Here is a 24,338-nt window from a genome sequence, read left to right as displayed (position 1 = left end):
CAGATCGACAAAGATTCGATATGACGTGGTCCGACACGCATCCACCGACTACGGAATACGGAGAGAACAACAACATGGACCCTCTTCCGTCAGACACACCCAACACCCGGACCGGCTCCGGAATCTCCTGCCGGCACACGTACGAGGGCTCGATCCTCACGCTCTGGGGCGACGTGGACGCCCTCCTGCGCGAGGCGGCGAGCCAGGCAATGTCCTCCCTGGCGGCCAGGCCGGCCGCGGCGCCCGTCATCGTCGACGCGCGCGACGTCACCTTCATCGACTCCTCCGGGGTCGCCTTCATCCTGCAGGTCTTCGTCCTCGGCCAGGAGACGGGCTCGCCCGTGCTGCTGCGCGAGCCGTCGCGGGCCGTGATGGAGGTCCTCGACATGGTGGGCATCAGCGAGCGCCTGCCCGTGGTCCCAGCCGCTGCGATCCCCGCCTGATCCTTCCCTGTACTGCCCGCACGTCAGGGCCGACGCTGTCACGATGGTGTGATGACCGGTCTTGACGGATCTGCCCTTCTCCGCGCCCGCTTGCGGGCCCAGCACCTGAGTGGTGCCGGGCTGGCCGGCGTCGCCGACGTCGTCCGTACCTTCGGCGCGGTCCAGGGCCAGGAGTTCCGGCCGGCCCTGTGGGGCCTCGCCCGGCGGTGCGCCTCCACGAGCGCGCCGCCGGGCGAGGCACTGCCCGCCGGACAACGCCGGCCCGGTGCGTCCGAGTCCCTCGCCCTGTTCGACGACGGCGCCTTCCTGCGCACCCACGCCCTGCGCCCCACGTGGCACCTCATGGCACCCGACGACGCCCGGTGGCTCCTCGCGCTCACCGGCCCGCGGGTGCACCGCACCAACGGGACCATGTACCGCCGGTTCGACGTGCCCGAGGTGGCGAAGGCGGTGGACGTCGTCGCCGAGCTCGTCGCGGAGCGGCCCCGGACGCGTGCCGAGCTCGGACAAGGCCTGGCGGAGCGGGGCATCGACACGACGGCCCCCCCGCCCGAGCCCGGCCGTCTTGGCGCGGGGCCCGGCATCACGCTGGGCCTCCTGCTCATGCGCGCCGAGCTCGACGGCGTGGTGATCAGCGGCCCCCTGCAGGGCAGGAACCAGACGTACGCGCCGTTCGACGAGCGCGTACCGGCCGGCTACGGCCCGCTCGGCGCGACGTACGACGAGGAGGCCGCGCTCGCCGAGCTCGTGCGGCGGTACCTCGCGACGCGGGCCGCGGCCACGGTCAAGGACCTGGCGGCGTGGTCGAGCCTCACGCTCACCCAGGTGCGTCGCGGGCTGGCCGCTGTGTCCGACGACGTCGTGCCGGTCCACGGCACGGGCGACCTGGAGGGGCTGACGTTCTGGCACCTGCTGGACGCCGACCCGCGGGACCCGGACCTCGCCGCACCGGGCGGGGTGGATCTCCTGCAGGCGTACGACGAGCTGTTCCTGTCCTACACGGAGTCCCGCTTCGTCGCCGTCGACCCCGCGGCGGCTCCCCTTGTCCGGCCCGGCGCGTACGTGCACCTCGTGGTGGCGGACGGGCGGGTCGTCGGACGGTGGCGCTGGCCCACGGGCGGCCCGGAGGACGCGGCCGCACTGGACGTGCAGTGGCTCCGCGACCCCGGACAGGCGCTGCTCGACGGGCTGGAGTCGGCCCGGGCGGCCCTCGCCGCCCACCTGGCGGGCTGAGCCCACCGGCCGGGACGGGGCAAGGACCACCGTAGGGGCCGTGGCAGGCTGGGTGCCGTGACCGTGAACTGGGCAGGCAACCTCACCTACTCGTCGCAGCGGGTCGAGCGCCCTGAGACGCTGGAGCAGCTCCAGGAGCTGATGGCGGGCACGGACCCCGTGCGGGCGCTGGGCTCCCGGCACTCGTTCAGCGACGTCGCCGACACGACCGGGGTCCACGTCGAGGTCGACGCGATCGACGACGGCCGCCCGCCGGTCGAGCTCGACGCCGCGACCGGCGTCGTCTCGGTGAACGGGGGCCTGCGCCACGGCGTGGTCGCCACGGCGCTGCAGGCGAGCGGGCGTGCCCTGAGCAACCTCGCCTCGCTCCCGCACATCTCCGTGGCGGGGGCGGTGGCGACCGCGACGCACGGCTCCGGGAACGGGAACCAGTGCCTGGCGGGCGACGTCGTCGGCCTCGAGCTCGTCACCGCGTCCGGCGACCTGCTGACGCTGCGCCGCGGCGACGCCGACTTCCCCGGGGCTGTCGTCGCGCTGGGCGCCCTCGGCGTCGTCACGCGCGTGGAACTCGCGACCCGGCCCACGTTCGACGTGCGCCAGGACGTCCTGACCGGGCTTCCCTGGGACGCCCTCGCCGAGAACCTCGACGCCGTGACGGGCAGCGCCTACTCGGTCAGCCTGTTCACGAGCTGGGACGAGCCCACGGTGCGCGAGGTGTGGCGCAAGGCGCTCGCCGTCCCGGGTGAGGCGACCCCGGCCGCCGTCGGGCCGGACGACGTCCTGGTTGCCCTGGGCGCGAAGCCCGCCACGGGGCCGCACCACCCCATCCCCGGCGTGGACCCCGCCGCCTGCACCGCGCAGCTCGGTGTGCCGGGTCCGTGGCACGAGCGCCTGCCGCACTTCCGCCTCGACTTCACGCCGTCGGTGGGCGACGAGCTGCAGTCGGAGTACCTGGTGCCGCGGGCGCGGGCCGTGGAGGCGATCGAGGCACTGCGGCGCCTCGGGCCTGTCGTGGCGCCGCTGCTGCTGACCAGCGAGATCCGCACCGTCGCCGCCGACGACCTGTGGCTCAGCCCGTTCGACGAGGACCGCATCGGCTTCCACTTCACCTGGGTCGCGGACGGGCAGGCGGTGCGGGCCGTGCTGCCCCGCCTCGAGGACGCGCTCCTCCCGCTCGGCGCCCGGGCGCACTGGGGCAAGCTCTCGACGGTCCCGTTGGCCGACGTCGCCGCTGACTACCCGCGGTTCGCCGACTTCCGGAAGCTCGCCGGACACCTGGATCCGGCCGGCCGGATGCGCGGAGGCTACGTGGAGCGGCTGCTGGCGGTCTGAGCCGGGGCCCATCGACGTGACGGGGCGTGCAACCATCGCACGTGACGCAGGCGTCGGACGATGCTGAACGAGGCCGCTCACTGTGCGTTGACAACGTCAACGCACAGTGAGCGGCCTCGATCGAAACAGTGCAACGGCGGGAACGTCGTCGCCCGGGCGTGTCCCGTAGCGCAGCCGCCGTCGTCGGGCACCGGTGAGTCCCCTGCGGCTAGAACTCGTCGCCCTCGCAGGCCCTGCCATCGTTGTCCGGGTCGAGCGCCGGGCGGTAGCCCGGGTCGCTCGTCCGCAGCGGCAGCGAGGCGCCGGCCTGACGAGCCTGCTCGCAGTTCCAGTAGAACACCTGCTGGTTGTTGTTCTGCTGGTTGTTGTTCTGCTGCTGCTCGAGCTCCTGCTGCTTCTGCGTGAGCGCGGTCTCAGCGGCGGTGAGCTGGTTCTGGCGCTCGGTGAGGGCCTGCTCGCGCGCGGCGACGTCGGCCTGCTTCTGGTCCAGCTCCACCTGGAGCGCCTCGAGCTCGGCCTCCCGCTCGTCCATCTGCTGAGAGATCGCCTGGGCGTCGTGCTCCTTCTGGGCGGCCTCCGACTGGGCGCCCGCGGTCACCACCATCGCGATGATGACGCCGAGCGCGACGCCCGAGATCCCGACGCCGGCCAGGAGGCCACCGCCGGGCTTGGCCGCCGGGGGTCGGCCGGGGCCACCGGGGCCGCTCGGGCGCGGGCCGCCGCCGGGACCGCCGGGGCCGCCGACGCCGGCCGCCGCGCCTCGCAGCGCCCGCAGGACGCCCTGACCCGCTGCTGCGATCCCGCGTTGCGGGGGCATTCCCTGACCTGGGTAGCCGGCGCCAGGGTGCTGTGCACCGGGGTGCGGCGCGCCGGGGTGCGGCGCGCCGGGGTGCGGCGCGCCGGGGTGCGGCCCGCCGGGGTGGGGTGCGCCAGGATGCGGTGCGCCAGGATGCGGTGCGCCGGGGTGGCCAGGTCCGTACGGGCCCGGCGCCGGCCCGGCGCCGGGAGGCGCGGCAGGCGGCAGGGACAGCGGCGCCATCATCTGGGTCGCGTCGACCTGCGAGGGCGCGGCCGAGGGGTAGCCGCCCTGCGGCACGAGCTGGATGGACTGGGTCCGGGTCTCCTCGCGCCGTCCGGTCTCGGCAGGCTGGGGGGCCGGCGCGTGGACCGCGGTCGCCTGCGCCGCGCCGTAGGGCGAGCCGGTGGCAGTCGGCGCGCCGGTATAGCCCGGGGGCGGCGGCGGGGCCGGAGGGGCCGGGGGAGCGGCGGGCACCTGCTCCTCGATCCAGTACTCCCATCCGGGGGGCGCCGGGGGCCACGCCGGGTCAGGCGCCCAGCTTGCGTCGGGACGGAAGCCTGGGGGCACTTGCCAACCCGGCGGCGGGTTGAAGCGCACAGCCATGGTCACTCCTTCACATCGGTGCGGGGCCAACTATCGGCCATCCGGGGCCCTCCGCGCCAGGGCCACCAGATGAAAACGGACATTCCGCCGCGTGTTCGGGGAGCAGTGTGTCAGAGGTCGCTGGTAGACCTGGGTCATGTTCCTGCTCGAGCGCGGAGATCCGCGGACTCTCGTGCACTCGGCGAGCGACCTGGTGGTCGCCGGCGAGTGCGAGTTCCGCCTGCTTCGCCGGCTCGACGAGGTGCTGGGGCGCATCCCGCGGCGGGAGCGCGCGGAGGACGCGATGCTGGCCCGCACCGCAGCCCTCGGCGAGGCGCACGAGCGTCGAGTCCTGGCCGAGCACGTGGCAGCATTCGGCTCGGCCGACGGTGGTGGGCCGGGCGGGGTGGTCGAGGTCGCGCCGGCGCGGCGCATGTCGGCCGACGAGCTGCTGGCGGCCCACTCCCGCACGCTCGCCGCGATGGAGGCAGGTGCCGACGTCGTCTACCAGGCGTCCTTCTTCGACGGCCGCTTCCACGGCCGGGCGGACTTCCTGGTGCGCACCGCCCGGGACGGGGTGGTGCACCCCGGCGACCGGTCCGGCGCCCCACCACCCGGAGGTCCTCGCTCCGCTGCGGGCCTCCGCGGGGACCCCGGGATCGGGCAGCCGCGGTATGCGGTGCACGACACGAAGCTGGCCCGCCGGGCCAAGGTGACGGCGCTGCTGCAGCTCGCCGCGTACGCGGACCAGCTCGAGTCGGCTCGGGTGGACCCTACCGACCATGTGCACCTCGTGCTGGGCACCCGCGTCACCACCACCCACCGCCTCGCCGACCTGCTGCCGGTCTTCCGCGCCCGCCGGGGCCGCCTGCTCCAGATCCTCGCGGAGCACGGGGCCGACGACGGCCCGCTCTCCTGGGGCGACGACCGGTACGTCGCCTGCGGTCGCCTGGCCGTCTGCGAGGACTGCGCGCAGGCCGCTGAGGCGCACCGTGACGTGCTGCTCGTCGGCGGGGTGTACGGGCGGCAGCGGGAGCGGCTGTACGCCGCCGGGGTCCGCACGATCGACGACCTCGCCGTCGCGGCCGAGCCGCCCGACGGGATGGCGGCCGGGACGTTCGACGGGCTGCGGCTCCAGGCGGGGCTACAGCTCGGCACCGTGCCCGGTCACGGGTCGGTGGAGCTGGAGGACCCGCACGACGGCGAGACCGACGGGGCGGGGGTCGACGCGGGCGCCGACGGGCGGCTGCGCTGGATGCTCGTCGGGAGCACTGCGATCGAGGGCCTGCCCGACCCGAGTCCGGGAGACGTGTTCTTCGACTTCGAGGGCGACCCGCTCTGGGAGGATCCGGGCGGTCCCCCCGTGGGGGAGTCGAGGTCGGCGGGTCTCGACTACCTGTTCGGGCTGGTCGTGCGTCCCGGCACGCCGCCGTTCCGGGTGCCCGGGCCCGACGACGACCCCGCGGAGGGGTTCACCGCGTACTGGGGCGACAGTCTCGCGGGGGAGCGGGAGGCGCTCGTCGCGTTCCTCGACGATCTCGAGGCCCGTCGGCGCACGTACCCCGGCCTGCACGTCTACCACTACGCCCCGTACGAGAAGACGCACCTGCTGTCGATCGCGGCCCGGCACGGGGTGTGCGAGGACCGCGTCGACCAGCTCCTGCGTGACGGCGTGCTCGTCGACCTGTACGCCGTCGTCCGTTCGAGCCTGCGCATCTCGCACCGGTCGAAGTCCATCAAGCGGCTCGAGCCGCTCTACATGCAGGACGACCCGTCGCGCGAGGGCGTCAAGGACGCGGCGTCGTCCGTGATCGAGTACGCCGAGTACGTCCGCGCCGTCGCGGAGGGCCGCACGCAGGAAGCGGCGGAGGTCCGCGCGCGGATCCTCGCGTACAACCAGTACGACTGCCGGTCGACGCTGAAGCTGCTGGACTGGCTGCGCTGGGCGCGGGGCGTCGTGGACGGCGCCGAGGTGCGGCCGCTGGCGGTCACGGCGCCCGACCGGGCGGCACCCCTGGCCGCCGTGAGCGAGGCGGCGCCGAGCGAGGGCGTGCCGAACGAGGCTCCGCCCGTCGAGAAGCCGAGGCAGGTGGCTCGCCGCGAGACACGCGAGCGGCGCGAAGCACTGGCCGCGGCGATCCGGGAGCGGGTGCCCGACGCGGCGAGCCGGCGGACGCCGGACGAGCAGGGGCTCGCGATCCTCGGCGCCGCGGTGGGCTACTACCAGCGCGAGGAGAAGCCCTTCTGGCACGAGCACTACGCGCGTCTCGAGCTGCCGCTCGAGGAGTGGCCCGGTCGGCGGGCGACGTTCCACGTGGAGCAGGCGCGCGTCGTGTCCGGTTGGGAGGTCGAGCAAGGCAAGCGCGCCCCGTCGCGGCTGGTCGAGCTCACCGGCCGCATGCTGGACGGCTCGCGGGCCGACGGCGGGGAGCTCGGGGTCGGCAGCGCCGTGCACGTGCTGTACGACCCGCCGCTGCCGCCCGTCGTCGGCGAGCCGGAAGCGCGGGCCGTGCGCGGCTTGCACGGCGGCGGGGAGATCGTCGAGGTCCGGACGCCCGAGGACGGCGAGCTGGACATCGTCGTGCTTCGCGAACGGCTCGGCGGCGGAGCCCCCGCGCACGACCAGGTGCCGCTCGCGCTCGCGCCGCAGCGCGGCCCGGCGCGCGACGCGCAGGAGCGGGCCGTCGAGGACGCGGCCGCCGCCGCGCTCGCGGTGTGGGACGTCGAGGAGGCGCTGCCTGCCGGGCCTGCGGTCGACCTCCTGCTGCGCCGCCCGCCCCGCCTGGTGGGAGGAGAGGCCCTGCCGGCGCCGAGCGAGGACCCGGCGGACGCGATCCATGAGGCAGTGACGCTGCTCGACCGGTCGTACCTCGCCGTGCAGGGGCCGCCCGGAACGGGTAAGACGCACGTCGGGTCGCAGGTGATCGGCCGGCTCGTGGCCGCGGGCTGGCGGGTCGGCGTCGTGGCGCAGTCGCACGCCGCCGTGGAGAACGTGCTCCGCGCGGCCGTGGAGAAGGCCGGTGTGCCCGTCGATGCCGTCGCGAAGAAGCGGCAGGACCGGCCGGGGCGGGCAGCCGCTCCGTGGCGCGAGCTCTCCGCCGACGAGCTCGCCGGGGCGGCGGTTCCGGGGAGCGTCGTGGGCGGCACGGCGTGGGACTTCGCGCACCCGCGCTGGCCGGAGGAAGGGCTCGACCTGCTCGTCGTCGACGAGGCGGGCCAGTTCTCGCTGGCGGACACCGTCGCCGTGGCACGCTCGGCACGCCGGCTGCTGCTCCTCGGTGACCCGCAGCAGCTCCCGCAGGTGTCGCAGGGCCGGCACCCGGAGCCGGCCGTGGCGGGCTCGGCGCTCGGCTGGCTCGCCGACGGGCACGACGTGCTGCCCGGCGAGCTCGGCTACTTCCTCGACCGCTCCTGGCGCATGCACCCCGAGCTGTGCGCACGCATCTCCCGGCTGGCCTACGAGGACCGCCTGGAGGCGCATCCCGTCGCCGCCGAGCGGTCGCTCGACGGCGTCCCGCCGGGCGTGGTCCACGTTCCCGTCGCGCACACCGGCCGGCGGCAGGCCTCACCCGAGGAGGCGGCGCAGGTCGTGCGCGAGGTGAGCTCCGTCGTCGGGCGCCTGTGGGTCGCCGGGCCGGGGGCGGTGCCGCGCCCGCTGACTGCCGCGGACGTGGTGGTCGTCGCGGCGTACAACGCCCAGGTGCACGAGGTGCGGCGTGCCCTGCACGACGCCGGGCTCGGCGACGTGCCCGTCGGCACGGTCGACCTGTTCCAGGGGCGGGAGGCACCGGTCGCCATCCTCACGACGGCGGCGTCCACGCCCGACGACGTGCCGCGCGGCATGGGCTTCCTGCTGTCGCGGCACCGCGTGAACGTGGCCGTCTCCCGCGCTCAGTGGCGCGCCGTCGTGATCAGCTCGCCGCGCCTGACCGACTACCTGCCCGGCGACATGGCGGCCGACGGCGTGCGCCAGGTCCTGGAGCTCGGCGCCTTTCTCGCGCTGACGTCACCCTGACGCCGCCGGTCAGAAGTCGCCGCCGCCGAAGTCGCCGCCGAAGTCGCCCCCGAAGTCTCCGCCGAAGTCGCCCTCGGCGCCTGCGTCGGCGCCTGGGTCCGCCTCGGCACCCGCACCCGGGTCGGCCTCGCCGGAGTCGCCGGCGAAGTCCTGGCTCGGGTCGCCGAACTCCGACCCGAACATCGCGTCGGCGATCGCCGAGCCGATGACCACGCCGGCGATCGTGCCGAGCAGGCTCGAGCCGAGCATCGCGCCGACGCCCGGGCCGCCGTAGCCGGCCCCGCCGACGCCGCCGCCGAAGTTCTGCACGAGGGTGCCGGGACGCCGCAGCTCGGCCCGCGTCGCCATCCGGGCGAGGGACCGCGGGTCGTCGGACGTGGCGCGCTCGGACGGCGGGAGGTCGTTGCTGAGCTGCGTCAGCACCTGGCGGCGCTGCTCAGGCGTGAGCTGGGCGAACGCCTCGGTGTGCGCCTGCTCGACGGCATCCGGCGGCGCGGTGCGCAGCAGGTACTTGTACCGCTCGACGGCGACCTCGTCCTCGCTGCGCCCGGAGTGACCGGCCGAGCCGTACGCGGGGCCGGGCGTCCCGTAGGCGGGGGCATCCTGCGGCTGGTAGCGGTCCGCCGCGCCAGGCGCCTGGTACGGGTTGTTGCGGTCGTTGCGCGGCTCGCGCCCGAAAAGCCGGTCGAGGAAGCCCATGGTCGTGCCCTTCAGGAGTCGGACGGTCCTGTGGTGGAACGAGCGCGGTCATCGCGGGGTTCCCGCCAGGGTGGAGGGCCGCCGTCGGGCAGCCCCGGGAACGACGACGGCCCGGTCGCCTTCCTTGCGAAAGGTGACCGGGCCGCCGGTGTTCAGGTCCGTAGGCGCGTCAGCGCCGGGCGGATCAGATCGGGCGGATGTTCTCCGCCTGCAGGCCCTTGGGGCCCTGCTTGACGTCGAACTCCACGCGCTGGTTCTCCTCCAGCGTGCGGTAGCCGTTCGACTGGATCGCGCTGAAGTGCGCGAACACGTCCGCGCTGCCGTCCTCGGGCGCGATGAAGCCGAAGCCCTTCTCCGCGTTGAACCACTTGACGGTTCCGAATGCCATAACTGCTCCTTGCAAGAGGCGACGACCCCGGCCTTCGGGATCGCATTTCACGGTGTCGTCGTCAACTCTTGGAAGAACGATCGATGCACTGCATACCCCACCCTACCCACATCTGCCGCCTCAGGCAGGGTGAGTCCGGACACTCGCGCCGGACGAGATGTGCGCCGGGTGCTAGAACGGGACCATGACCGTCTCACGGATCACCCTGAACAACGGCGTCACCGTCCCCCAGGTGGGTCTCGGCGTGTTCCTCGTGCCGGACGAGAGCACGCAGGTCACGGTGGAGAAAGCCCTCGAGCTGGGCTACCGCCACGTCGACACGGCGGCAGCCTATGACAACGAGGCGGGCGTCGGCGCGGCGCTCCGGGCGAGCGGGCTGCCGCGCGACGAGGTCTTCGTCACGACCAAGCTGCGCAACGGCGAGCAGGGGTACGACAGCGCGCTGCGGGCGTTCGAGGCGAGCCGCGCGGCGCTCGGCCTCGACGTCGTCGACCTGTACCTGATCCACTGGCCCGTCCCGTCGAAGGACCTGTACGTCGAGACGTGGCGGGCGTTCGAGCGGCTCCTCGCGGAAGGCGCCGTGCGGGCGATCGGCGTGTCGAACTTCCTGCCGGAGCACCTGGACCGCCTGGTCCGGGAGTGCGAGGTGGTCCCGGCGATCAACCAGTTCGAGCACCACCCCACGTACCGCCAGGAGGCCACGCGGGAAGCCGGTCTGCGCCTGGGGGTCGCGGCCGAGGCGTACTCGCCGCTGGGCCGCGGCCAGGACCTGGAGGCGCCCGCGGTGACCGCGGTCGCGGTCGACCTGGGCGTGACGCCGGCCCAGGTGATCCTGCGCTGGCACGTGCAGCGGGGCACCGTCGTGATCCCGAAGTCGGTCAACCCGGAGCGGCAGGCCACGAACATCGACCTGTTCTCGTTCGAGCTCTCGGCGGACCAGATGGCGGCGATCGACCGCCTCGACTCCCCGGACGGCCGTATCGGGTCCGACCCGGCAACGACGGCCTTCACCCAGTTCCGCCACTGACACATGGCAAGAGCGTGGGGAGACCGTGGGGAGGGCGTGCGGAGACGGTCACATCATCGTAACGATCGATCCCGGCTGGCGGACGCGACACACGAACGTCACACAAGGTGGCTACTTTCAGCGATCACGACGAGGCAAGGTGCCGCGTCTCCGCTTGAAGGGGAACAGAATGATTCGACGTTCGACGGCCGCGCGGGGGCTCGCACTCGCTGCGGTCCTCAGCCTTGGCCTCGCGGCCTGCTCCTCCACCGAGGACGGCGGCGAGGAGGGCACTTCGGCCGAGCCGCTCAAGATCGGCACGATCCTCCCGGTGACGGGCTCGCTCGCCTTCCTCGGCCCGCCCGAGATCGCGGGTGTCGGCCTTGCCGTGCAGGAGATCAACGAGGCCGGCGGTGTCCTGGGCAGCGACGTCGAGGTCATCCAGGGTGACTCCGGTGACTCGACCGACATGAGCGTCTCGACGAACACCGCGACCGACCTCATCGGCCAGGGCGTCTCCGCCGTGATCGGTGCCGCGTCCTCGTCGGTGTCCCTGAACGTGGTCGACCAGTTCGCCGAGGCCGGCGTCATCGAGATCTCCCCGGCCAACACGGCCACGGACCTCTCGGGCTACGGCGAGTTCTACGCCCGTACCGCCCCGCCGGACACGGTCCAGGGCTCGGCCCTCGGCTCGCTGATCCTCGACGACGGCCACACGAACGTGGCGGTCATCGTCCAGAACGAGGCCTACGGCACCGGCCTGCGCGACAACGTGCAGAAGGCGGTCGAGGCCGGCGGCGGCACCGTCGTCTACGGCGCCACTGGCGCGGGCCAGGAGTTCGCTCCGGGTGAGACGAACTTCTCCGCCATCGTGACCGCGGCTCTCGCCACGAGCCCCGACGCGATCGCGGTCATCGCGTTCGAGGAGACCAAGGCCATCGTCTCCGAGCTCGTCGCGCAGGGGTGGACCTTCGACGGCACCACGTACTTCTGCGACGGCAACACTGCCGCCTACACCGAGGACTTCGAGCCCGGCACCCTCAAGGGCGTCGTCGGCACGATCCCGGGCGCGCAGGCCGACGACGAGTTCAAGGAGCTCACCTCGGCCTGGTACGAGGAGGAGAACGGCGAGCCGCTGACCGACTGGTCCTACGCCGCCGAGTCGTACGACGCCGTGATCCTGGCCGCGCTCGCCGCCGTCAAGGGCGGCGCCACCGACGGTGCGACCATCGCCGCCAACCTCCGTGCCGTGTCCGGCGCCGAGGGCGGCACCGAGGTGACCACCTTCGCTGAGGGCGTCGAGGCGCTCGAGGCCGGCGAGGACATCCAGTACGTCGGCAAGTCCGGCATCGGCCCGATCAACGAGGACAACGACCCGTCGTCCGCGTTCATCGGCGTGTACGAGTACCAGGACGACAACTCGATCCTGTGGACCCGTGCCATCGAGGGCTCCATCGAGTGACCCTGAGCCGCAGGCTCAGGCGACGGACAACTGTCTGAGGTAGACACAGCGGACCGGTCATCTCCCGTACGGGAGGTGACCGGTCCGTCGTCGTCCCGGCTCGGCGCGGGCGCGCGCCGCCCGCCAGGCCAGGACCGAGGCTACGCCGACCGCGGCGCCCGCCGTGTTCATGACGACGTCCTGCAGGGTGGCGACCCGCCCGGGGACGAGGAGCTGCGTGAGCTCGATCGCCGTGGTGAACCCGGCGCCGGCGAGGACGACCAGCCAGGCCGGGCGCCGGGACAGCAGCATCCCGAGGATGCCGAACGGCACGAACATCAGCACGTTCGCCAGCGCCTCGAGCGCCCAGAAGGACATCGGGACCCCCGCGTCGTGCAGGAGGAGCAGCACCGCCTGGGCCCACTCGGGCGCGTCGGTGGTCGCGGGAGCCGGCCACATCGTGATCGTGAGCACCACGGCCACGTAGGCCCCGGACACCCAACGCAGCAGCCGCACTCGCACACGCCGACCCTAACCGCCACGCCCGCCCGGCGACGGCGGTGCCGGCGGCCGCCGCGGGCGGAGGAGAATCGGACCGTGCAGCACTTCGCCTCCGACAACTACGCCCCCGTCCACCCCGAGGTCCTCGCCGCGATCGGGGCCGCGAACGACGGCCCCGCGGTCGCGTACGGCGACGACCTCGTCACCGCCCGCCTCGCCGAGCGCGTGCGGGAGGTCTTCGGCGACGTCGCCCGAGCGTTCCCCGTGATCAACGGGACGGGCGCGAACGTCATCTCGCTGATGGCCGTCTCGCCGCGATGGGGCGGCGTCGTGACGAGCGACGTCGCACACGTCAACAACGACGAGAACGGCGCCCCGGAGCGGGTGGGCGGCCTGAAGGTCCTCGCGTCGCCGTCGGTGGACGGCCGGATCGGCGTCGACGCGCTCGACCGCTGGGCCGCCGACGCCGGCGACGTGCACCGCGCCCAGCCCGTCGTGCTGTCGCTGACGCAGGCCACCGAGCTCGGGACGGTCTACCCGCTCGCCGACGTCAAGCTCCTCGCCGACGCCGCGCACGCCCACGGCATGGCCGTCCACGTGGACGGCTCGCGCCTCGCGAACGCCGCGGCCTCGCTGGGCGTCGGCCTGCGTGAGCTCACCACCGACGTCGGCGTCGACATCCTCTCGCTCGGCGCCGCCAAGAACGGCGGCATGATCGGGGAGGCCGTCGTCGTGCTGTCCGACGTCGTACCGGTCGCCACCGGCAGTGCGCGCCCGGCCGACGCCGTGCCGTACCTGCGCAAGGCGACGATGCAGCTCGCGTCGAAGGCGCGGTTCGTGTCGGCGCAGCTCCTGGCCCTGCTGGGCGAGCCGGCGTCGGCGGGCGACCCGCTGTGGCTGCGCAACGCCGCGCACGCCAACGCGATGGCCGCGCGGCTGCGTGCGGGCGTCGAGGGCGCCGGGCTGGGTGACGCCGTCCGCGTGACCCGGCCCACGGAGGCGAACGCCGTCTTCGCGACCCTGCCGCGCGCGGCCGCCGACCGGGTGCGGGCGGACTACCGGTTCTACGACTGGGCGACGGGCGAGACGGCCGACCGTGTCGAGGTCCGGTGGATGTGCTCGTGGGACACGACCGAGACCGATGTGGACGGGTTCGTCGAGGCGATCGAGAAGGCACTCTGAGCAGACCTGGCCGGCGGAGCGCGGCAGACTGACCGCCATGACCGGTATGACGACGCCACGTCGCGCGGCGTCCGCCGCGCTGCCCGGCGCGGCCTTCGCCGTCGTCCTCCTGCTCGCCGGCTGCGGCTGGGCCGGGGAGCCCGGGCCTACGCCGCAGTCGCCGGCCTCGGCGGCGGGGCGGCCGACGGCGTCGCCGGAACCCAGCCCGACCCCGACGCCCACCGCGAGCCCCTCGTCCGGCCGGACGCCGAGCCCGTCGCCCACCCCGTCGCCGACCCCGACCCCGAGCCCCACGCCGAGCCCGTCGCCGGCGGACCCGCTGGCAGGCTGGACGCTCGAGCAGAAGGTGGGCCAGATCCTCATGGTCGGCGTGGACGTCCACGACCTGCCTCCCGCGAGCTGGGACGCGGTGCGCCAGCACCACGTGGGCAACGTCTTCCTTGCGGGCCGCACTCGCGCCGGGCAGGAGCCGGTGCGGAACCTGGTCACGAGCTTCACCGACCTGGTCGGGCCCGACACGACGCACGGGCAGCCGATGCTCGTCGCGACCGACCAGGAGGGCGGCCTCGTCCAGGTCCTGCGCGGCGACGGCTTCACGGAGCTGCCGCGCGCCCTGGACCAGGCGGCGCTGCCGCCGGAGGTCCTGCGGGCCGACGCGCGCACCTGGGGCGCGGAGCTCGCCGCGGTGGGCGTGAACCTGAACCTGGCGCCCGTCATGGACCTCGTCCCGCCGGACAACCAGGCCGCCAACGCACCGATCGGGTATTTCGGCCGGCACTACGGGACCACGCCGGAGTCGGTGACCGCTTCGGCGAACGCGTTCGCCCAGGGGCAGCGGGAGGCGGGCGTGGAGACCGCGATCAAGCACTTCCCGGGGCTCGGGCGCGTCACCGCCAACACGGACGACACGGCGGGCGTCACCGACACCGTGACCGGGCCGGACGACCCGTCGGTGCAGGTCTTCGCGAGCGGGGTCGACGCCGGTGCCGGGTTCGTCATGATGTCGTCGGCCGTGTACTCGCAGATCGACGCGGCCGCACCCGCGGTGTTCAGCCCGGTCGTCGTGAGTCTGCTGCGGGACACAGGCTTCGACGGCGTGATCATGACGGACGACCTCTCGGCGGCGGACCAGGTCGCCGCGTGGTCGCCGGGCGACCGGGCAGTGCTCGCCGTGGAGGCAGGCGTCGACCTGGTGCTCGCGTCGGCGGACCCGGCGGTGGCGCCGGCGATGGCGGACGCGCTCGTCGCACGCGCCCGCGCGGACGCCGCCTTCGCGGCCCGCGTCGACGAGGCGGCGCGGCAGGTCCTGGAGGCCAAGGCCGGCCTGTGACGGGAACGACTACGCTCCCTGCCATGTCCGACGTCGCACAGCAGGCCCGGCCGTTCCGCGTCGCCGTGGTCCCCGACTCCTTCAAGGGCACCGCGTCCGCAGTGTCCGTCGCCGAGGCGATGGCCCGTGGCGTCCGGGAGGCGTTCGCCGGGTCGGCCGCCGGTGTGGAGGTCCGCACCCTCCCGTTCGCCGACGGCGGCGAGGGCACGCTCGACGCGTTCCTCGGAGCCTGGGGCGTCCCGGCGCGCGAGTGCCGGACGACGGATGCGCTCGGCCGGCCCGTGACGGCGCGCTACGGGATCAGCCCGGACGGGCGCACCGCCGTCGTCGAGACCGCCGAGGCCAACGGCCTGCCGGCCGTGTCCGACGTGCCGCTCCGCCCGCTGGAGGCGACCACCTTCGGGGTCGGCGCGCTGGTCACGGCGGTGCTCGAGGCCGGCGTCGAGGAGATCGTGCTGTGCCTCGGCGGGTCCGCCACGACGGACGGCGGGGCGGGCCTGCTCCGCTCGCTCGGCGCGCGGTTCCTCGACGCCGCGGGGGCCGGGCTGCCCGACGGCGGCGGCGCGCTCGCGGCCCTCGACGGGATCGACCTGAGCGGTCTCGACCCGCGAGCCCGGAAGGTGCGCTGGCGCGTGGCGTGCGACGTGACGAACCCGCTGCTCGGCCCGACCGGCGCCGCGGTGACGTTCGGCCCGCAGAAGGGGGCGACGCCGGCCGACGTCGTCGCCCTGGACGCGGGCCTCGCCCGGCTGGCGGACGTCCTGGCGGCAGCGACCGGCGTGGACGCCCGGAACCTGCCCGGCACGGGCGCGGCGGGCGGGATGCCGCTCGTCCTGACGGCCGCGCTCGGGGCCGAGCTGGTCGCCGGGTCGCAGCTCGTCGCCGAGACGCTGGGCCTGGCCGACGTGCTGGCGGGCGCGGACCTCGTGCTCACCGGGGAGGGCCGGCTCGACACGCAGTCGCTGCACGGCAAGGTCGTCGACGCGGTGCGGCGCAGCACGCCCGCGGGCGTGCCCGTCGTCGTGATCGCCGGGGAGGTGGCTGCGCCGCTCGGCGACCTGCGGGCGGCCGGGATCACGGCCGCGTTCTCGATCGCCCCGGGGCCGCGGACGCTGGCGGAGCTGGGCCGGGACGTGCTGGCCGAGCTGGAGCGCACGGCCGCGAACGTGACCCGCCTGGTGCTGGCCGGGAAGTAGTCAGTCCGCGAGGCCGAGGACGTCGAGCGTCCAGGCGTTCTCGAACGCGATCTCCTCCCACCGCGCATACCGACCCGAGACGCCGCCGTGCCCGGCCGACATCTCGATCTTCAGCAGCGCCGGCGCCCCGGCCGCCCGTAGCCGGGCCACCCACTTCGCGGGCTCCACGTACAGCACCCGGGTGTCGTTGAACGACGTCGTGGCGAGGATCCGCGGGTAGTGCGACGCGTCGGCGGGCACGTTCTCGTACGGCGTGTACGACTTCATGTAGGCGTACACCTCGGGGTCGTGGAGCGGGTCGCCCCACTCGTCCCACTCGACGACCGTCAGCGGCAGCGACGGGTCGAGGATCGAGGTGAGCGCGTCCACGAACGGCACGTCCGCGAGCACGCCCGCGAACAGCTCGGGTGCGAGGTTGACGGCCGCGCCGACGAGCAGGCCGCCCGCGGAGCCGCCGTCGGCCACCATGCGGTCCGGTGCCGTCCAGCCGGTGGCGACCAGGTGCCGCGCCGCGGCGACGAAGTCCGTGAAGCTGTTGCGCTTGCGCAGCAGCTTGCCCTCGTCGTACCAGCGGCGGCCCATCTCGCCGCCGCCGCGCACGTGCGCCACGGCGAACACGGCGCCCCGGTCGAGCAGGGACAGGCGCGGGATGCTGAAGTACGGGTCGATCGCGGTCTCGTACGCGCCGTACCCGTACAGGATCAGGGGCGCGGGCTCGGCCGGGTGCTCGGCGGCGGTCACCTTGTCCCGGCGCCAGACGAGCGAGATCGGGATGCGGGTGCCGTCCTCCGCTACCGCCCACTCGCGGCGCTGCGCGTACTCGGCGGGGTCGTAGCCGCCGAGCACCGGCTGCTGCTTGAGCAGGGTCCGCGTCCCGGTGGCGACGTCGTACTCGTACACGGCCGACGGCGTGACGAAGGAGGCGTAGCCGACGCGCAGGTTCGGCTGCTCCCACGTGCCCACGCCCGCACCGACGGACTCCAGGGGCTCGCCGAAGGAGAGCTCCTCGAAGGCCCACTGCTCGCCGGCGGCGGACTGCGTCTTCTTGGCTTTCGCCTGCCCTGGTTCGCCGGGACCCTCGCGGGAGGCGCGCGGCAGGTCCCCGAGGCGCAGCACGCCGCTGCGGCTGATCGCGTCGCGCCGGAGGTGCAGCACGAGATAGCGCTCGCTCGCGCTGACGCCCTCGAGACGCACGTCGGTGGAGTGCGGCACGACGACGCGGCCCCAGTGCGTCGCGGGCAGGTCCGCGACCGGGAGCACCGTGAGCTCGAAGTTCTCCGCGCCGTCGTTGTGCAGCACGAGCAGCACGTCCTGGGGCTCGCCGTCGGGGCCGGGCAGGACGGCGTGCTCCACGGAGTACTCGACGCCCTCGCGGCGGGTCCGGACGACCTGGAGCTCGCCCGTCGGGTCCGCGGCCTCCAGGAGCCAGGACTCGCTGGTGACCTTGGAGCCGAGCGCGATCTCGATGTACGTCTTCGACCGGGACAGGGCCGCGCCCACCCAGAACCGCTCGTCGGGCTCCTCGAAGACGAGGACGTCCTGCGCGGACGGCGTGCCGACGCGGTGCCGCCAGATCCGGTACGGGCGCCAGGCCTCGTCGACGGTCGGGTAGAAGACGAACTGCCCGTCTGGCGTGAAGAACGCGCCGGGGGCGGTGTTGCGCACCTCGTCGCCGAGGTCGCGGCCGGTCGCGAGGTCGCGGACCCGCAGCGTGAAGCGCTCGTCGCCCTCGGTGTCCGTGGCGTACAGCAGCAGCGTGCCGTCGTCGGACACGTCGAGGGAGCCGAGGGAGAAGAAGTCGTGGCCCTCGGCCTCGACGTTCTGGTCGAGCAGGACCTCCTCGCCCGGGACGGGGACGCCCGGGTCGAGGACCCGCGGCGTCCAGTCGTCCGGCCCGCTCACGGCGTACCGGGCGTGGATCGGGTACTGCTTGCCCTCCACGGTGCGCGCGTAGTACCAGAAGCCCCCGTCGCGGCTGGGGAGCGAGAGGTCCGTCTCGAGGGTGCGGGCCTTGATCTCTTCGAAGAGCTGCTGACGCAGCGGCGCCAGGTGGGCCAGCTGAGCGTGCGTCCAGGCGTTCTCCGCCACCAGGTGGCCGACGACGTCCGGGTCGTCCTTGGCGCGCAGCCACTCGTAGTCGTCACTCACCACGTCGCCGTGGTGGGTGCGCGTGACGGGCCGGCGCTCGGCCACCGGTGGGGTGACCGGGGCGTCGGCGGGCTGCGTGGTCTGGCTGGCTACGGCGTCGGGCACCGGGCCAGCGTACGCGCGAGGCCCGGAGTGACGCTTTGCACACGAAGACCTGGGTGATAGCCGGGCAAAGGCTGGCATCGACGGAGGAATGTGACCGGCGGACGTGGGCCACGACACGGGGCGCGGCTACACTTCCCGCACGCTTGTGAAACCTCGGCGATACACGACCTGTTTAGTGTCGCTACATCGCCGGGGAGATCGGGCAGCTCACCGAGCACTCCTCGGGGACCTGCCCCCTGACCTGACGGAGGACCCGGCCGATGACAGCCGACCGACCGACCCGCGCGCCCGCCGGGCGACGGCTCCTTGCGGTACTTGCCGCGGCGCTGGCGACCCTGGTCGCCCCCGCGGCGCTCGCCCTGGCCCCGGCGGCCGCCGACGTGGCCCCACCCTGCACACCTGACGACCAGACCGCCTGCGTCGCGATGATCGTCCTCGACGCCGACAACGCGTTCGTCCCCGGGGTCTCCGGGACGATCACGGGTGCCGACTTCGAGGTGGACGTCACCTCCACGGCGGACGGTCCCGTCTCGGTGGCCGTCCCGTCCGTCGGCGGCTACACGGTCGCCATCGACCCGGCGACGGTGCCCGAGGGCATGAGCCCCGACGTGACCGAGCGGCAGGTCACGGCCCAGTCCGGGTCGACCGCCCGCGCCGCGTTCCGGATCGCCGTGGGGGCCGCGTCCACGCCGAGCGCTTCGGCCAGCGAGAGCGACGACGCGTCCAGCCCGGCGGCGACCGGCGCGGCGGGCGACGCCGGTGCGCCGCTCGGCGCGGAAGGCGGCGACGTCTCGGCGAAGGGGGTCTCGTTCGGTCAGTTCTGGCAGCAGTTCGGTTCCGGCATCCGGTTCGGCCTCCTGCTGGCTCTCGCGTCGGTCGGCATCAGCCTCATCTACGGCACCACCGGCATGTCGAGCTTCTCGCACGGCGAGCAGGTCACGCTCGGTGCCGTCCTCGGCTTCCTGTCGATCAACGTCTGGAACGTGCCGATCGTCCTCGCCGTCCCGCTCGTGCTCGCGCTCTGCGCGGGTACCGGGTGGCTCCAGGACAAGATGCTCTGGGGGCCCTTGCGCAAGCGCGGGACGCCGGTCATGCAGCTCATGATCGTCACGATCGGCCTGTCGATGGCGATGCAGTACGCGATCCAGATGGTGCCCCAGATCGGCGGGCGCTCGGTGCGGGTCCTGCCGCAGAACCCGGTCCCGCTGAAGCTCCTCGGGATCACGCTGAGCACCGCGTCCTGGATGGCGATGGCCGTCGCCGTCGTGGTGATCCTCTTCATCGCCTGGTTCCTCACGCGGACCCGGATCGGCCGTGCGACCCGTGCGGTGTCCGACAACCCGGCCCTCGCCGCCGCGACCGGCATCAACCCCGACACGATCATCCGCATCGTGTGGATCATGTCCACGGGCTTCGCGGGCCTGGCCGGAATGCTCATCGGCATGTCGTTCGGTTCGTTCAACTGGGCGCTCGGCCTGCAGCTCCTGCTGCTCATGTTCGCCGCGGTGACGCTCGGCGGCCTCGGCACCGCGTTCGGTGCCCTCGCCGGCTCGATCATCATCGGCCTCGTCGTCGAGCTGTCCAACCTCGTCATGCCGAGCGACCTGCGGTACGCGTCGGCGCTCGTCATCCTCATCCTCGTGCTGCTGGTCAGGCCTCAGGGCCTGCTCGGTCGCCGCGAGCGGATCGGCTGAAAGGAGAACCGCCATGGACGAGCTGACTCGAGTCCTCACCCAGGCGCTTGCCGAGCTCATCGCGCCGACCACGGCCGCCTACGCGCTCGCGGCGATCGGCCTCAACCTGCACTTCGGCTATACGGGCCTGCTGAACATGGGCCAGGCAGGGTTCATGCTGCTCGGGGCCTACGGCTTCGGCATCGCGACCATCGCAGGGGCCCCCTTCTGGCTGGCCTTCCTGATCGCGATGGCCGCGGGCGCGCTGTTCGCCCTGATCCTGGGCCTGCCGACGCTGACGCTCCGGGGCGACTATCTCGCGATCGTGACCATCTCGGCCGCGGAGATCATCCGCATGCTCGGCCGCTCCACCGTGTTCCAGGAGTGGACCGGTGGTGCCTCCGGCCTCAAGGGCAACCAGTTCAAGGAGACGTTCCAGGCACTGTCGCCGCTGCCTGACGGGCGGATGGCGCTCGGACCGCTCGAGTACATCAACACGGGCTCCGACTCGTGGTGGACCCGCCTGTTCGCCTGGGGCCTCGTACTCGTCGCCGTGCTCTTCGTCTGGCTGATCACGCGCAGCCCGTGGGGTCGAGTCCTGCGGGGCATCCGTGAGGACGAGGACGCGGTGCGCGCGCTGGGCAAGAGTGTCTTCTCCTACAAGATGCAGGCGCTGGTCCTGGGTGGCGTGCTCGGCGCGCTCGCAGGCCTGGTGTTCGTGCTACCACGCTCCATCGCCCCGGACGGCCTGGGCCGAACCGTCACGTTCTTCGTGTGGACGGTCATGCTGCTCGGCGGTGCCGCGACCCTGTTCGGCCCGGTCCTCGGCTCGATGCTGTTCTTCGCGGTCTACATGCTGCTCCGTGCGGGCATGCGCACCGGCCTCGAGGGTGTCGTGTCGAGCACGTTCGTCGAGCAGTTCGGCGGTCTGCTCGTGGGAGTGACGCTCATGATCCTGGTGATCTTCCGGCCACAAGGAATCCTGGGGAACAAGAGGGAGCTGGCGTTCAATGTCCGATGACACGACGGTGACCCCGGAGGACGTCGCGGTCGCCGAGGCCGCGCCCGCGGTGCACGCGATCGACCCGGCGACCGACACGGTGGCCCGCACCCTGGCGAGCGTCGAGCCGCGCGTCGGCGTCAGCAAGCCCGACACGATCCTCGTGGCCGACGGCGTGCAGCGCCGGTTCGGCGGCATGACCGCCGTCGACGTCGAGCACCTGGAGGTCCAGCGCGGCGCCATCACCGCGCTGATCGGACCCAACGGCGCCGGCAAGACGACGTTCTTCAACCTGCTGACCGGCTTCGACAAGCCCAACCACGGCCATTGGATGTTCGACGGCAAGCCGATCGCAGGCATGGCGGCCGCCAAGGTCGCGAAGTCCGGCATGGTGCGCACGTTCCAGCTCACGAAGGCGCTCTCCCGCCTCACCGTGCTGGACAACATGCTCCTCGCCGCGCGCGGCAACCCGGGGGAGAACCTGTTCGGCTCGCTCGTGAAGCCGCTGTGGGCCAGGGCGGAGCGGGAGAACACGGAGAAGGCGCTGGAGATCCTGGCGCGCTTCAAGCTCGACACCAAGAAGGACGACTTCGCCGGCTCGCTCTCGGGCGGCCAGCGCAAGCTCCTCGAGATGGCGCGCGCCCTCATGACGGATCCGACGATGATCATGCTCGACGAGCCCATGGCCGGCGTGAACCCGGCCCTGGTGCAGTCGCTCCTCGGGCACATCCAGGCCCTGCGGGACGAGGGCATGACCGTGCTGTTCGTCGAGCACGACATGCACGCCGTGCGCCACATCTCCGACTGGGTGGTCGTCATGGCCGAGGGCCGGGTCGTGGCCGAAGGCCCGCCCCACAGCGTGATGCAGGACCAGGCCGTGGTGGACGCCTACCTCGGCGCGCACCACGACACCGACCTCGGGGACGACGCGCTGCTCGACCCCGCGGTGCTCGCACGGCTCGAGGCCGAGGAGGAGAAGCGATGAGCGACGTCACGACCGGGGCGCCGGACACGGCGACCGACGCACCCGAGGCGACCGCGACGTCGTCTGCCACGAGCGGCCGTGAGCTGCTGCTCGAGGCGAAGGACGTCGTGGCCGGCTACCTGCCCGGCGTGAACATCCTCAACGGGTGCTCCATCCAGGTCGGCAAGGGCGAGCTCGTGGGCATCATCGGCCCCAACGGTGCCGGCAAGTCCACGCTGCTCAAGGCCCTGTTCGGTCTCGTGCACGTCCGGTCCGGCTCCGTCACGCTGAACGGCGACGACATCACGGGCATGAAGGCGAACGCCCTCGTGGCCCGCGGAGTCGGCTTCGTACCGCAGACGAACAACGTGTTCCCCTCGCTCACCGTCGAGGAGAACATGCGGATGGGCGTGTTCCTGCGGCCCAAGACGTTCGAGGAGCGGTTCTCGTTCATCACCGACCTGTTCCCGACCCTCGGGGACCGCCGCGCCCAGCGGGCCGGCGCGATGTCGGGCGGCGAGCGGCAGATGGTCGCCATGGCGCGCGCGCTCATGATGAACCCGTCGGTGCTGCTGCTCGACGAGCCGTCCGCCGGCCTGTCGCCGGTGCGCCAGGACGAGACGTTCCTGCGCACCCGCATGATCAACAAGGCGGGCGTGTCGGTGATCATGGTCGAGCAGAACGCCCGGCGCTGCCTGCAGATCTGCGACCGCGGCTACGTCCTCGACCAGGGCAAGGACGCGTACACGGGCACGGGCCGCGAGCTGCAGGCCGACCCGAAGGTGATCTCGCTGTACCTGGGCACGCTGGCGGAGGACGTCGAGAAGGCGGGCTGATCCCCAGGCTTCCCGCGAAGTAGTAACGCCGTCCGACGGACCTACTACCTCGGCATCGTGATGATTCCGAGGTAGTAGGTCCGTCGGACGGCATTACTACTTCGCGAGGATGTCCGCCCACACGAGCCGGTGGTCGCTCGACGGGAACGGGAAGACGCCGGTCAGGCGGGACAGCGGGTCGGCCGCGACCGGCCAGAACACGCCCGCACCAATGACCCGCAGGTCGCGCGACGGCAGCACGTAGTCGGCACGCAGGTTGCCCGGCGCCGTGTCGGCGAAGTCGGCCGTGTCGTACACGGGGTCGCCGGCGTGGGTCAGGTTGGCGCCGCCCTGGAGCGCGCTCGCCTCGACCGCGCCGTCCGACGTCGGCAGCGGGTCGCGGAGCCGGCGGCTGTCGAGGAGCTGGTGGATCGCGCCGTCGTACGAGTCGCCGTCGAGCGGGTCGGCGTTGTAGTCGCCGACGATCACGAAGCTCTCGCCCGGCTTCAGCCCGCCGCGCCCGCCCTCGTCGTCGTACACGTAGCCGGAGCGGCCCGGCGTCACGTAGTCCGCCCAGAACCGGATCTCGTCATGGTTGCGGCGACCGTTGCGGTCCTCCGCGCCGTCGAACGTCGGCGGGGTCGGGTGCGCGGCCAGGATGTGGACCGTCTCGCGGCCGACCCGGACGGGCACGTCCCAGTGCGACTTCGAGGAGAGCGGCAGGACGGCGAGCTCCTCGGCCGAGTACCAGTCGGCAGGCGCGGGGGTGGCGGCGTCGTCCGGCAGCACCGCTCCCGGCAGGTCCTTCCACAGGAGGTGCTGGAACGTGCGCGCGTCGTCGAGCTCGATCGGGTACCGGGACAGCACGACCATCCCGTACTGGCCTGGGAAGACGCCGAAGCCGAACGCGTCGTCTCCGCCGCCCACGGTCCCGTTGTTGTTCAGGTCGAAGCCGCTCGGGATGCCAGTGTTCGACGGCGCGACGAACGCGTACGGGTACTCGACCGGGGCGGCGCCGTCCTGGGACACCTCGAGGTAGTTGGTCCGGAAGAGGTCGGCCGCGACGCCGCCCTCGACGTAGTCGAACTCGTTCAGGAGCACGACGTCAGGCCGGGCCCGCTGGATCACCTGGGCGACGGTGCGTGCCTGGGCGTTCGTGCCGGTCGACAGGTCGGCCACGAGCTGCCCGGCGGCCGCGCGGTTCAGGGACAGGTTGTATGTCGCGACCCGGAGCGACCCGCGGGACGAGCCGGACGTGGAGGGCGACCTGCCGGCGTCGGACAGCCCGGCCGGGTCGGCGTCCCCGGCGGTGACGGGCGTGCTCGCGGCGGCCGTTCCACCGCCGAGGAGGGCGGCGGCGAGGACCAGACCGGTGGTGCGGAGGACTGCGGTGCGGGGCATGGGTGCTCCTCGGCGTGGACAGCTCTGCGGACATCACTGTGGACAACAGGCTTGGTGCGAGGACACCGTAGGCCCGTCCACCCGC

Annotated in this window: 19 protein-coding genes; 13 read left to right on the top strand and 6 right to left on the bottom strand. The window is 73.2% G+C overall.

Annotated elements, in window-relative coordinates; translation table 11 throughout:
* Positions 1-74 precede the first annotated feature (74 nt).
* From L1785_RS05200 to L1785_RS05190, 3 genes are read left to right on the top strand one after another with little or no spacing between them, the layout of a single operon-like run.
* A complete protein-coding gene (locus L1785_RS05200) occupies positions 75-443 on the top strand; it encodes an STAS domain-containing protein (RefSeq protein WP_236088141.1) in 369 nt (122 codons plus the stop codon).
* Between the two features lie 51 nt (positions 444-494).
* Positions 495-1,676: a winged helix DNA-binding domain-containing protein gene (locus L1785_RS05195; protein WP_236088140.1), complete on the top strand. Its 1,182-nt coding sequence runs from the start codon at positions 495-497 to the stop codon at positions 1,674-1,676.
* A gap of 57 nt (positions 1,677-1,733) precedes the next feature.
* Complete coding sequence (locus L1785_RS05190) at positions 1,734-3,008, top strand: FAD-binding protein (protein ID WP_308113260.1); 1,275 nt, start codon at positions 1,734-1,736, stop codon at positions 3,006-3,008.
* 208 nt (positions 3,009-3,216) lie between these two features.
* On the opposite strand, the gene L1785_RS22735 is transcribed toward L1785_RS05190, so the two are convergent.
* Complete coding sequence (locus L1785_RS22735; RefSeq protein ID WP_268914864.1) at positions 3,217-4,410, bottom strand: excalibur calcium-binding domain-containing protein; 1,194 nt, start codon at positions 4,408-4,410, stop codon at positions 3,217-3,219.
* A 136-nt stretch (positions 4,411-4,546) separates the two neighbouring features.
* Between L1785_RS22735 and L1785_RS05175 the strand changes: the two genes are divergently transcribed.
* Positions 4,547-8,404, top strand: a complete 3,858-nt coding sequence (locus L1785_RS05175) for a TM0106 family RecB-like putative nuclease (RefSeq protein ID WP_236088139.1) — start codon at positions 4,547-4,549, stop codon at positions 8,402-8,404.
* A gap of 9 nt (positions 8,405-8,413) precedes the next feature.
* Here L1785_RS05175 and L1785_RS05170 read toward each other — a convergent pair whose 3' ends face one another.
* Both L1785_RS05170 and L1785_RS05165 read right to left on the bottom strand, forming a co-directional pair.
* Complete coding sequence (locus L1785_RS05170) at positions 8,414-9,103, bottom strand: hypothetical protein (RefSeq protein WP_236088138.1); 690 nt, start codon at positions 9,101-9,103, stop codon at positions 8,414-8,416.
* A gap of 184 nt (positions 9,104-9,287) precedes the next feature.
* The gene (locus L1785_RS05165; protein ID WP_236088137.1) at positions 9,288-9,491 is read right to left on the bottom strand and encodes a cold-shock protein; all 204 of its coding nucleotides are present in this window, start codon (positions 9,489-9,491) and stop codon (positions 9,288-9,290) included.
* A gap of 184 nt (positions 9,492-9,675) precedes the next feature.
* Between L1785_RS05165 and L1785_RS05160 the strand changes: the two genes are divergently transcribed.
* Positions 9,676-10,518 (top strand): aldo/keto reductase, encoded by an 843-nt coding sequence (locus tag L1785_RS05160; RefSeq protein WP_236088136.1) that lies wholly within the window; start codon positions 9,676-9,678, stop codon positions 10,516-10,518.
* A 169-nt stretch (positions 10,519-10,687) separates the two neighbouring features.
* Positions 10,688-11,959: an ABC transporter substrate-binding protein gene (locus L1785_RS05155; RefSeq protein WP_236088135.1), complete on the top strand. Its 1,272-nt coding sequence runs from the start codon at positions 10,688-10,690 to the stop codon at positions 11,957-11,959.
* Between the two features lie 57 nt (positions 11,960-12,016).
* Here the strand turns inward: L1785_RS05155 and L1785_RS05150 are convergent, their stop codons facing one another.
* Positions 12,017-12,460, bottom strand: coding sequence for a VanZ family protein (locus L1785_RS05150; protein WP_236088134.1), 444 nt, complete (start codon positions 12,458-12,460; stop codon positions 12,017-12,019).
* 75 nt (positions 12,461-12,535) lie between these two features.
* Here L1785_RS05150 and L1785_RS05145 point away from each other — a divergent pair, with 75 nt between their 5' ends.
* Genes L1785_RS05145 through L1785_RS05135 form a run of 3 tightly spaced genes read left to right on the top strand, consistent with a single transcriptional unit; the run spans position 12,536 to position 16,147 of the window.
* A complete protein-coding gene (locus L1785_RS05145; RefSeq protein WP_236088133.1) occupies positions 12,536-13,621 on the top strand; it encodes a threonine aldolase family protein in 1,086 nt (361 codons plus the stop codon).
* A 37-nt stretch (positions 13,622-13,658) separates the two neighbouring features.
* Positions 13,659-14,951 carry a glycoside hydrolase family 3 N-terminal domain-containing protein gene (locus L1785_RS05140; protein WP_236088132.1) on the top strand — a complete coding sequence of 431 codons (1,293 nt, stop codon included), beginning with the start codon at positions 13,659-13,661 and terminating at the stop codon, positions 14,949-14,951.
* A 23-nt stretch (positions 14,952-14,974) separates the two neighbouring features.
* Positions 14,975-16,147 carry a glycerate kinase gene (locus tag L1785_RS05135; protein ID WP_236088131.1) on the top strand — a complete coding sequence of 391 codons (1,173 nt, stop codon included), beginning with the start codon at positions 14,975-14,977 and terminating at the stop codon, positions 16,145-16,147.
* On the opposite strand, the gene L1785_RS05130 is transcribed toward L1785_RS05135, so the two are convergent.
* Positions 16,148-18,400 (bottom strand): S9 family peptidase, encoded by a 2,253-nt coding sequence (locus L1785_RS05130; protein ID WP_236088130.1) that lies wholly within the window; start codon positions 18,398-18,400, stop codon positions 16,148-16,150.
* Between the two features lie 260 nt (positions 18,401-18,660).
* Here L1785_RS05130 and L1785_RS05125 point away from each other — a divergent pair, with 260 nt between their 5' ends.
* The 4 genes from L1785_RS05125 to L1785_RS05110 are packed head-to-tail and all read left to right on the top strand — an operon-like array spanning position 18,661 to position 22,873.
* A complete protein-coding gene (locus L1785_RS05125; RefSeq protein WP_236088129.1) occupies positions 18,661-20,094 on the top strand; it encodes a branched-chain amino acid ABC transporter permease in 1,434 nt (477 codons plus the stop codon).
* Between the two features lie 13 nt (positions 20,095-20,107).
* Complete coding sequence (locus L1785_RS05120) at positions 20,108-21,094, top strand: branched-chain amino acid ABC transporter permease (RefSeq protein WP_236088128.1); 987 nt, start codon at positions 20,108-20,110, stop codon at positions 21,092-21,094.
* Positions 21,084-22,058, top strand: coding sequence for an ABC transporter ATP-binding protein (locus L1785_RS05115; protein WP_236088127.1), 975 nt, complete (start codon positions 21,084-21,086; stop codon positions 22,056-22,058). Before L1785_RS05120 ends, L1785_RS05115 begins: the two co-directional genes overlap by 11 nt.
* On the top strand, positions 22,055-22,873 hold the full coding sequence (locus L1785_RS05110) for an ABC transporter ATP-binding protein (RefSeq protein WP_236088126.1): 819 nt from the start codon (positions 22,055-22,057) through the stop codon (positions 22,871-22,873). Before L1785_RS05115 ends, L1785_RS05110 begins: the two co-directional genes overlap by 4 nt.
* Positions 22,874-22,969: 96 nt before the next feature.
* On the opposite strand, the gene L1785_RS05105 is transcribed toward L1785_RS05110, so the two are convergent.
* Positions 22,970-24,253: an endonuclease/exonuclease/phosphatase family protein gene (locus tag L1785_RS05105; protein WP_236088125.1), complete on the bottom strand. Its 1,284-nt coding sequence runs from the start codon at positions 24,251-24,253 to the stop codon at positions 22,970-22,972.
* Positions 24,254-24,338: the final 85 nt, after the last annotated feature.

This window comes from Antribacter soli, from assembly GCF_021568775.1.
Taxonomy (GTDB): Bacteria; Actinomycetota; Actinomycetes; order Actinomycetales; family Cellulomonadaceae; genus Antribacter; species Antribacter soli.
This window is presented reverse-complemented; position numbering and strand designations above follow the sequence as displayed.

Coding starts and splice junctions, on each gene's coding strand:
- L1785_RS05200 (WP_236088141.1), top strand. CDS start 75: ATGGACCCTCTTCCGTCAGACACACCCAACACCCGGACCGGCTCCGGA.
- L1785_RS05115 (WP_236088127.1), top strand. CDS start 21,084: ATGTCCGATGACACGACGGTGACCCCGGAGGACGTCGCGGTCGCCGAG.
- L1785_RS05105 (WP_236088125.1), bottom strand. CDS start 24,253: ATGCCCCGCACCGCAGTCCTCCGCACCACCGGTCTGGTCCTCGCCGCC.
- L1785_RS05160 (WP_236088136.1), top strand. CDS start 9,676: ATGACCGTCTCACGGATCACCCTGAACAACGGCGTCACCGTCCCCCAG.
- L1785_RS05170 (WP_236088138.1), bottom strand. CDS start 9,103: ATGGGCTTCCTCGACCGGCTTTTCGGGCGCGAGCCGCGCAACGACCGC.
- L1785_RS05165 (WP_236088137.1), bottom strand. CDS start 9,491: ATGGCATTCGGAACCGTCAAGTGGTTCAACGCGGAGAAGGGCTTCGGC.
- L1785_RS05195 (WP_236088140.1), top strand. CDS start 495: ATGACCGGTCTTGACGGATCTGCCCTTCTCCGCGCCCGCTTGCGGGCC.
- L1785_RS05175 (WP_236088139.1), top strand. CDS start 4,547: ATGTTCCTGCTCGAGCGCGGAGATCCGCGGACTCTCGTGCACTCGGCG.
- L1785_RS05125 (WP_236088129.1), top strand. CDS start 18,661: ATGACAGCCGACCGACCGACCCGCGCGCCCGCCGGGCGACGGCTCCTT.
- L1785_RS05110 (WP_236088126.1), top strand. CDS start 22,055: ATGAGCGACGTCACGACCGGGGCGCCGGACACGGCGACCGACGCACCC.
- L1785_RS05155 (WP_236088135.1), top strand. CDS start 10,688: ATGATTCGACGTTCGACGGCCGCGCGGGGGCTCGCACTCGCTGCGGTC.
- L1785_RS05140 (WP_236088132.1), top strand. CDS start 13,659: ATGACCGGTATGACGACGCCACGTCGCGCGGCGTCCGCCGCGCTGCCC.
- L1785_RS22735 (WP_268914864.1), bottom strand. CDS start 4,410: ATGGCTGTGCGCTTCAACCCGCCGCCGGGTTGGCAAGTGCCCCCAGGC.
- L1785_RS05135 (WP_236088131.1), top strand. CDS start 14,975: ATGTCCGACGTCGCACAGCAGGCCCGGCCGTTCCGCGTCGCCGTGGTC.
- L1785_RS05120 (WP_236088128.1), top strand. CDS start 20,108: ATGGACGAGCTGACTCGAGTCCTCACCCAGGCGCTTGCCGAGCTCATC.